The following is a 9,752-nucleotide window of genomic DNA, read 5'->3' as shown; positions in this document are numbered from 1 at the left end:
ATACGTTCTGATTTAAATAAACCTGCTTCTTTAATTTCTTGCAATTCTTGCTGTAAGTGTTGTTGTATTTTACCGTACATTATTGTTTATTTTTTTGCAAAATTATAGTAATTAAACTTCTTCTACTAGTATTTCATTATTTATATATACTAATAGTTTTTTTTCTATTGTGTACCCTAAATTTTCTAATGCTTTACCATAATTATTAAGCTGCTTGTGATACTTTTTATCTTGTTTTCCTGTTTTATAATCTATTATTGTAACCTTATTTTTTATAACAATTAACCTATCGGGTATTATAATTTTTTTATCAATAGTTACTATTTCTTGTTCATTAAAAACTTGATTGTTTTGTGTAAAATAAGCCCTTAATTGTTTGTGGTTTACTATTTCATTTAAAATATTAATAATTTCTTGTTCTTTTACATTATTTATTGTTCCGTTATACAAATATTTGCTTACAACTCCTGAAATATCACTTTTGGATTTAATTTTTGATAAAATCTCATGAATTAAATTCCCATAAACTATAGATTTTCCTTGTTCGGTTTCCCAAAGCAATGATGAATTTGCAACAATTGAAATATTATGATTTTTCCATGAATTTGAAATAAAACTAGTTTGTGTAGTTGTTTCTTGTTCTAATTTTCGCTGGGTATAAACTCGCTTATTATTACCAAAACTATATTCATTTTTTTCTGAATCCCATAATTTTAGTTCTTTTAAAAAGTTTATAAAAAGTCCTGATGTATGATTTAAATTTTCTTCTTTTTTAGATAATGTGTCTTTTTCTGAAACAATATATAATTGTTCAACAGCTCTTGTAAGGGCTACATACAATATATTAAAATTGTCTAACTCTAATTCATCTCGTCGTTTATTAAATAAGTATTCTCCTTGCGTACCTACATATTTTAATTTATTGCTATAATTTATCAAAACTGATTTTATAGTACTTGTTTGATTGTAATTATACCAAATTTTCGGCTTTTGTTGCTTGTAAATATCTATTGAGTATGGATAAATTACAACAGGAAATTCTAATCCTTTCGCTTTATGAATAGTCATAATTCGTATTGCGTTCTTTGCTTCGGGAGCAACAATACTTAGTTTATCTTTTTTTAATTCCCAAAATTCTAAAAAGCTATTTAGTGATACTTCTTTCTTTTGCTGAAATTCAAAAATCACATCTAAAAAAAATTGAATGTTTGAATCTGATTCTGAAACTAACTTAAAACTTCTAATTATATATTCTATGCTTTCGTAAAACGGACTTTGAATAAATTCATTATAATTAAAAAATACATTTAAACTACGTAATTCTTCGAAAAACTGGTGGTTAGTTAAGTGAACAAAACGGCTAAAGAAAGTATGTTTACTCCCATTAATTTGTAAATTATCGTATAAAAAATACAATACATTTATTTTAAATTCTTTATTTAACGGATGTTGTAAAATGTTTAATAAATTAATAATAAAATTCACTTTTAAACTATTCCCCAAAAGTAAGGTTTCAGAGGAGATTATTTCTATACCATTTTCCGATAAATAATTAGCAACGGCAATACCCTGTTTTCTTGTTCTCACTAATACACACACTTCATTTCTTTGAAACGAAGTGTCTAAATTTTTAATAATATCCAACACTTTTTTAGGATAAACTAAATCTCGTTCTTCATCATCTTTTTGTTTTTCTACAAACGAAACTTGTACAAAACCACCTTCTTTTTTATTTCTTTTTTGATTATTTCCTTCTAAAAATAGTTTGCTAAAACTTTCATTGTTTAAAAATTTTGAAATATGCTTAAAAAATGAATTGTTGAAGTTTATAATCTCTGAAAAACTTCGATAATTTGTAGCTAAATTAGATAACTTTTTCCCTATGTGAAAGGGATTGTTTTCTTTGTTTTTTTCTTCAGAAGAAAGCGATATAAACTGTTCTGCTTTTCCTCCTCTCCATCTATAAATAGACTGTTTTGCATCACCCACCAATAAAAGTTTACCTAATTCTCCTTGTTCATTTTCTGACGAAATTACATTTGATATTAATGGAATTAAATTCTTCCATTGTAATTCTGAAGTGTCCTGCATTTCATCTATAAAATAATACCTGAATTTTTCTCCAATTCGTTCATAAATAAAAGGTGCTGGCTCATTTTTTATAGTATCATTTATTTTTTGATTAAATTCTGCATTTAATAATATATTATTTTCCTTTTTTAGCTCTTCTAAGGCGCTATTTATATAATTTAAAACCGCTAAAGGAATTAGACTATTTAAAATTAAATCGTTCAATGTTTTTTGCTGAAATAAACTTTCAGACGCTGTATACAAAGCAACTAATTGTGGAATAATAGTATCAATTGCATTTTTTACATCAACTGATTTAGATTTTGAATAAAATAATTCTTCAACTATATTTTTTTTAAAAGTACTTTGATCAAAAAACGAAACTTTTTTAGAGGCTGCTAATCCATTAAAATGCTTTGGAAATTGTGAGTAATAAAAATCTTTATCCGCAACACCACTCCCGTTAATAATATCAACTCCTTTATTTCCAATTACCAAAAATTTAGTTTGAACCTCTTTATTTTCTTTTTGAAGTTTTTCCTTTAGCTCTTTAAATTCTAAAATTGATAAATTACTTAACTCTTTTAAATGCGGTACATTATTTTCATTTAGAATAACTTTAGCAAACTCTTTTAGCTCTTTTGAAATGTCCCAAGATTTATCATCGTCTAACTTCTGAATGGAGTAACTTACCAATAAATCGGTTAATTCTTTCTGCTCTCCAATTTTTGAAATAACAATATCTACAGCTTCATTTAACAAGCTTTCGGCATCCATTTCTACTTCAAAATTCATTGGAAGTTGTAAATCGTAGGCAAATGTTCTAATTAATTTATACGTAAAACTATCAATAGTAGTAATGCTAAATGCAGAATAGTTTTGTAAAATAGCATTTAAAATAAGTTTTGACCTTTTAAAAACAGTTTCTTCAGTTAAACTTGTTTCTGTACAAATAATAGAAAGCATATCACTAGTTTTTTCTTCTGAAAATACTCGTAAATTTTCAATAACACGTGCTTTCATTTCTCCAGCTGCTTTATTGGTAAATGTAACTGCTAAAATTTGTTGAAACTTATAACTATTAGAACTTGATAAAAGAATTTTTAAATACTCTTTAACCAATGTAAAGGTTTTTCCACTACCTGCCGATGCGTTATAAACCTGAAATGAAGTTGATGGTTGCATTCATAGAAATTAGAAATGCAAGTTAATAAAATATTAATCGTTTAATAGAATTTTACCTGCCTTTCCATTTAAATCTAGAACTACTATTTAATTTAAAAACTAACCCTATGCTATGTTGAAAATAATCAGTTGCTGTAGAATTCGGATTATGATTATAATCTGATTGAAAATTTACACCTACTGAACGAGAAAACCATACGTTAAATCCCCAACCTGCAGCTAAATTAAAGTTAGAGATGTCTCCAATTTTAGAGTAACCTGCACCCGCAAGTACAAATGGATCAAACCAAGAGGTTTCTCCAATCAATTTATTTAAATCGTACTTTAATTTTGTGTCTATTGCAAAAAATGAATCGTCTAATAAAGGATCTCCTTCACTATAATTAAACCCTTTTTCTATTTTATTAGCAGATAAAGAAAGTTGTAAAGACATGCCATTCTTTAGGTATTTCCCTGCAAAAACTCTCACAAATGCACCTGACATATTTAAATCTTCAATACTACCATTAGCATAATCTTTAAAAACTCCAGAAAAACCATCTGCAGTTCTAATATCTACTGCATTAATTCCTATACCAACAACCCAAATATCGTCTTCATCTTGAGAATAAAGCGTATGATTTATTAAAAATAATATTGAAAACAGTAGCAATGTTTTTTTATATAATCTATAATTCATGGTTTTTAGGAGTCTTTTGAATTATTAATTTAAACGCTAAAAATGAAAATAAATTTTGTTGAAAATAGTTAAAGTTTAAATTCTATTTACGTGCTTTATAGCCTTTGTAAAATCTTCTAAATCATTATTATTTAAAATTAAATGAATTGCTTCATCAGCAACTTTCTCTACATTATCAACAGGAAAACCAAGACCTACACATATTCTTCTTAGAACTTTAGCTTCATCATCTGTTACATCATTATCAGCATAAATCATTTTACCTAAATCATACAAACGTTCAATACGTTTATCGTAATCATGTGGTGTATGGACAGGATATTCAGATGGATTTTCAAGTATTTGGTTATATTTTTCTTTTAAAATATGAAATCGATTTGCTAATCTTTTAAGTAATTTTTCTTCACCTTCTGTAATAATGTCATCGGCTAAAGCCAACCTTACAATACTTGCAAAATGTTCAATATTTTGTTTTTGTTCTCCACTTAAATTATAATCTGATAATCCCATATATTAACTTTTAATGGCAAATATAAAAAAATCAATAAAATATTTGATGTTTAAACCCTTAGATTAATGCTTTATTGGGTTTGCTTTTTTTATAACCTTTTTAAAATTTTCAATATCAGGCTCTTTCAAAAAGAATTTTATTGCTTCTTTTACAATTTCTCTAACATTTTCAATAGGGAAACCTAAACCTACGGCAATTCTATCTAACATAGATGTTTTATCAATGGTTGGATTTTTATCTAAAAAAAGCATTTTGGTTAAATCATATAAACAAAGTAAGCGCTCATCATAACTTACAGGTGAATTTGCTGGATAATTTGTTGGGTTTTTTAAAATAGTTTCAAATTCTACAGAAGTAATATCAAGTCGAATAGCTAATCTTTTTAATAATTTTTGTTCTTTTCTATCAATTTTATTGTCTAATAACGCCAATCTAACAATGGTAGCAAAATGCCCTATATTTTGCTGATGTAATCCTGTTAAATATAAATCTGAAATAGACATTACTCATATTTTTAAAATCTCTCTTATAAAGTTAAGGAATTATCACTTAATATTTCCATCTTTTCTATAAAATAGTACCTTTGGCAAAATTTGCAACTTTTGAGCAAACAACATATTATTAAAACCTACGAACAAATTGTTCAGAAAAAACAGTTAGTTCAGCACTTATCAAAAGAAAATCACCATTTTCAAATTACGAATTTGGTTGGATCATCATTGTCTTTTATTATTTCCGAAAGTTTTAAAAAAGTAGAAAAGCCATTTCTTTTAATCTTAAATGACAAGGAAGAAGCTGCTTATTATTTAAACGATTTAGAGCAACTTTTAAATGAAAAAGATGTACTTTTTTATCCGGGTTCTTACAGAAGACCTTATCAAATTGAAGAAACCGACAATGCTAATGTATTGTTACGTTCTGAAGTTTTAAATCGAATAAATTCTCGTAAAAAACCAGCAATAATTGTAACGTATCCTGAAGCTTTATTTGAACAGGTTGTAACCAAAGCAGAATTGAATAGAAATACTTTAAAAATAAGTATTAACGATAAGCTTGGACTAGATTTTGTAAACGAAGTATTATTTGAATATAATTTTAACAGAGTAGATTTTGTTACTGAACCAGGTGAATTTGCTGTTAGAGGTGGAATTATTGATGTGTTTTCATTTTCTCACGATGAACCTTACCGAATAGAATTTTTTGGAGATGATGTAGATAGCATAAGAACTTTTGATGTTGAAACGCAACTGTCTACTGAAAAACTGACTAAAATTAATGTAATGCCTAATGTTGAAAACAAAACATTAGATGAAAAGCGTGAAAGTTTTTTAAAATACATTTCAGATAAAACAGTTGTTTTTTCTAAAGATTTAGAATTACTTGCTAATAAATTAGATACACTTTTTGCAAAAGCCGAAGAAGCTTTTACAAAATTATCTTCAGTCATAAATCATGCAAAACCTACTGAGTTATTTTGTAATGGAAATTATATAAAAAAACAATTACAAAATTTTACTCTTGTAGAAATTGTAAATGCTTATCAAGCTGAAATTCCAAATAAAGTTCAGAATGATGTTGTAAAATTCAATACCAAACCTCAACCTTCATTTAACAAACAATTTGAATTATTAATTGAAGATTTTCATAAAAACACCAAAAACAAATTTAAAAATTATTTATTCTGTGATTCTCAAAAACAAGCCGATCGTTTTCATGATATTTTTAAAGATATTGATGCCGAAATTGACTACAAAACTCTCGTTTCCCCTTTATACAAAGGGTTTATTGATGTTGAAAATAAATTAGTTTGTTACACCGATCATCAAATTTTTGAGCGTTATCATAAATTTAGGTTAAAGAATGGGTATGCCAAAAAACAATCCATCACATTAAAAGAACTCACAAATCTTGAAATTGGTGATTTTGTAGCTCATATTGATCACGGTATTGGAAAATTTGGAGGACTTCAAAAAATTGATGTTGAAGGCAAAAAACAAGAAGCTATTAAATTAATTTATGGCGATCGAGATATTTTGTATATCAGTATTCATTCACTTCATAAAATTTCTAAATATACTGGTAAAGATGGAAAAGCACCAAAATTATACAAATTAGGTTCTGGAGCTTGGAAAAAACTAAAACAAAAAACAAAATCTCGCATCAAACATATTGCTTACAATTTAATTGAATTGTACGCAAAAAGGAAAATGCAAAAAGGATTCCAATACCATCCAGATAGTTATTTACAACACGAATTAGAAGCAAGTTTTTTATACGAAGATACTCCAGATCAATCAGCTTCTACACAAGATGTAAAAAACGATATGGAAAAAGAACAACCAATGGATCGATTGGTTTGTGGAGATGTTGGTTTTGGTAAAACAGAAATTGCCATTAGAGCAGCTTTTAAAGCAGTAGATAATGGGAAGCAAGTTGCTATTTTAGTACCAACCACTATTTTGGCTTTTCAACATTTTAAAACATTTAGTGAACGTTTAAAGGATTTTCCTGTAGTTGTAGATTATTTAAATAGATTTAGAACTACAAACCAACGAAAAGGAGTTTTAGAAGGCTTGGCAAATGGGGCTGTTGATATTGTAATTGGAACACATCAGCTTACAAATTCCGCCATAAAATATAAAGATTTAGGGTTGTTAATTGTAGATGAAGAACAAAAATTTGGTGTGGCAATTAAAGACAAATTAAAAACCCTAAAAGAAAATATAGATACCTTAACATTAACCGCAACTCCAATTCCAAGAACGTTACAATTTTCGTTAATGGCTGCACGTGATTTATCAATTATAAACACGCCACCTCCAAATCGTGTGCCAATTGAAAGTAACGTAATTCGGTTTTCTGAAGAGGTAATTCGAGATGCTATTCGGTACGAAATTCAGCGAGGCGGACAAATATTTTTTATTCATAATAGAATTGAAAATATTCAAGAAGTTGCCGGAATGCTACAACGCCTAGTTCCAGATGCGAAAATTGGTATTGGTCACGGGCAAATGGAAGGTAAAAAGCTAGAAAATCTAATGCTTTCTTTTATTAATAATGAATTTGATGTATTAGTTTCAACAACTATTGTTGAAAGTGGTTTAGATGTGCCAAATGCCAACACTATTTTTATTAATAACGCTAATAATTTCGGTTTGTCAGATTTACACCAAATGCGAGGTAGAGTTGGTCGTTCAAACAAAAAAGCGTTTTGTTATTTTATCACACCACCATATCATATGATGACGGATGATGCCAGAAAACGCATGGAAGCCATTACATTATTTACCGATTTAGGTAGCGGAATAAATATTGCAATGAAAGATTTAGAAATTCGTGGCGCTGGAGATTTATTGGGTGGCGAACAAAGTGGTTTTATTAACGATATTGGTTTTGAAACGTATCAGAAAATTTTAAATGAAACTATTGAAGAACTCAAAGAAAATGAATTTAAAGAATTATATAAAAGCGACTCTAAAAAACCAAAAAAATATGTAAAGGAAATTCAAATTGATACTGATTTTGAGATTTTATTTCCTGATGATTATATCAACATAATTTCTGAACGATTGAATTTATACAATCAATTAAGTGAACTAAAAAACGAAGAAGAGTTACAAAAATTTGAATTAGAACTAATAGATCGTTTTGGAGGAATTCCTACACAAGTTGAAGATTTATTAAACAGTGTTCGCATTAAGTGGGTGGCTAAAAATTTAGGTTTAGAACGGCTTATTTTAAAACAAAAAAGAATGGTTGGGTACTTTGTTTCTAATCAGCAAAGTTCATTTTATCAAACACCTGTTTTTACAAGAGTTTTACAATTTGTTCAAAAAAATGGAACAATTTGCGTACTAAAAGAAAAAGATACAAAAAACGGTTTGCGCTTGTTGTTAACTTTTATCAAAATTAATTCAGTAAAAAAAGCATTAGAAACGCTTCAAAAAATCTAATTATTGGAAAATCAGCACTTTAAAAATATTTTAGAACTTAATATTGCAATCTTTTTAATTAGTACTTCAGGGGTTTTAGGTAGGTATATTTCAATGCCTCCACCAATTACAATTTGGTTTAGATGTTTGCTTGCAGCACTTTTTTTAGGCATATTTATTTGGTACAAAAAAATTGATTTAAAGATTGCAAATAAAAAAGATTGGAAAACAATTATACTTAGTGGTTTGTTTTTTGGCATACATTGGGTTACTTATTTTTACGCGTTACAGCTATCAAATGTGGCAATTGGAATGTTATCTTTATTTACATATCCAGTAATTACAGCACTTTTAGAACCGCTATTCTTCAAAACAAAATTAAATAATAAACACGTTTTTTTAGGGATTTTAGTGCTCATTGGAATCTACTTTTTAACTCCAGAATTTAACTTAAAAAATAATTATACTCTTGGTGTAATTTTCGGTGTAATTTCATCTGTTTTTTACGCCTTAAGAAATATCTTATTAAAAAAGAAAATTTCTAATTACAACGGATCAATACTTATGTTTTACCAAATGGTAACCGTTACTTTGGTTTTGTGGCCAACTTTATTTATTTTTGAAGTAAACCCAATTGCAAATGATGTACCTGCTTTACTTATTTTAGCATTGGTTACAACCTCAATTGGTCATACACTTTTTGTGATGAGTTTCAAAAACTTCTCCATTAGTACCGCAAGTATTATAAGTAGTATTCAACCAATTTATGGTATCATTTTTGGATTGTTATTTTTGAGTGAAATACCTGCTTTAAAAACATTAATTGGTGGTTTTTTAATACTTTTAACCGTAGTTTTTGAAAGTATTCAATCGAAAAAAGTATAATTATGGAATTTTTTAGAATTATAGATAAACAAACTACTGAAGAACTCATTCAAGAGAAAATTAATCCGAAAAATTTAGAAAACTTTACTGAATCTATGTTTTTTCTTGAAGAAAACAACAACAACTTTAATGGTGCAACACTTTGGGGAGGATTTGTAATTAGTTACGATAAAATTAATGGTGGTGTTCGTTTTACATTATTAGATTGTCCTAATGCATTATCGTGGACAATTACCACTGGTTTTCCTCCTGAACGGAATAAAATTATATTGCACTGTACCATAAATAGAACTCAAAAACCAGATGAGTTTATTGAAGAAATTGATGAGTTTTTAGACGAATGGGAAACTGGATTAAAGTCTAATTTTTAAACAGCTTCAAACAATTTCCCTGGTAATGGTTTTACAACACCTTTCATTTCTAAATTAAATAAAATAGTGACGGTTTGGTGAATTGGCAACTTACAATTTAATGAAATTAAATCTAATAA

8 protein-coding genes are annotated in these 9,752 nt (G+C 27.7%); 3 read left to right on the top strand and 5 right to left on the bottom strand.

The window, feature by feature from the left end; genetic code table 11:
- Positions 1–111 precede the first annotated feature (111 nt).
- The 4 genes from QM495_RS02260 to QM495_RS02245 form a co-directional block, all read right to left on the bottom strand.
- The gene (locus QM495_RS02260) at positions 112–3,255 is read right to left on the bottom strand and encodes a UvrD-helicase domain-containing protein (RefSeq protein ID WP_408670482.1); all 3,144 of its coding nucleotides are present in this window, start codon (positions 3,253–3,255) and stop codon (positions 112–114) included.
- A 52-nt stretch (positions 3,256–3,307) separates the two neighbouring features.
- Positions 3,308–3,934: a hypothetical protein gene (locus tag QM495_RS02255; RefSeq protein WP_408670481.1), complete on the bottom strand. Its 627-nt coding sequence runs from the start codon at positions 3,932–3,934 to the stop codon at positions 3,308–3,310.
- A gap of 75 nt (positions 3,935–4,009) precedes the next feature.
- A complete protein-coding gene (locus QM495_RS02250; RefSeq protein WP_408670480.1) occupies positions 4,010–4,444 on the bottom strand; it encodes a TerB family tellurite resistance protein in 435 nt (144 codons plus the stop codon).
- 63 nt (positions 4,445–4,507) lie between these two features.
- Positions 4,508–4,948: a TerB family tellurite resistance protein gene (locus QM495_RS02245; RefSeq protein ID WP_408670479.1), complete on the bottom strand. Its 441-nt coding sequence runs from the start codon at positions 4,946–4,948 to the stop codon at positions 4,508–4,510.
- 99 nt (positions 4,949–5,047) lie between these two features.
- Here QM495_RS02245 and mfd point away from each other — a divergent pair, with 99 nt between their 5' ends.
- Genes mfd through QM495_RS02230 form a run of 3 tightly spaced genes read left to right on the top strand, consistent with a single transcriptional unit; the run spans position 5,048 to position 9,633 of the window.
- Positions 5,048–8,398 (top strand): transcription-repair coupling factor, encoded by a 3,351-nt coding sequence (gene mfd / locus QM495_RS02240; RefSeq protein ID WP_408670478.1) that lies wholly within the window; start codon positions 5,048–5,050, stop codon positions 8,396–8,398.
- A gap of 3 nt (positions 8,399–8,401) precedes the next feature.
- On the top strand, positions 8,402–9,262 hold the full coding sequence (locus tag QM495_RS02235; protein WP_408670477.1) for a DMT family transporter: 861 nt from the start codon (positions 8,402–8,404) through the stop codon (positions 9,260–9,262).
- 2 nt (positions 9,263–9,264) lie between these two features.
- A complete protein-coding gene (locus QM495_RS02230; protein WP_408670476.1) occupies positions 9,265–9,633 on the top strand; it encodes a hypothetical protein in 369 nt (122 codons plus the stop codon).
- Here the strand turns inward: QM495_RS02230 and QM495_RS02225 are convergent.
- Complete coding sequence (locus QM495_RS02225) at positions 9,630–9,740, bottom strand: hypothetical protein (RefSeq protein ID WP_408670483.1); 111 nt, start codon at positions 9,738–9,740, stop codon at positions 9,630–9,632. The genes QM495_RS02230 and QM495_RS02225 overlap by 4 nt on opposite strands.
- Positions 9,741–9,752 lie beyond the last annotated feature (12 nt).

The organism is Lutibacter sp., assembly GCF_046055765.1.
Lineage (GTDB): Bacteria > Bacteroidota > Bacteroidia > Flavobacteriales > Flavobacteriaceae > Lutibacter.
Note: the sequence above shows the minus strand (reverse complement) of the source record. Positions and strands in the feature narration are given on the sequence as shown.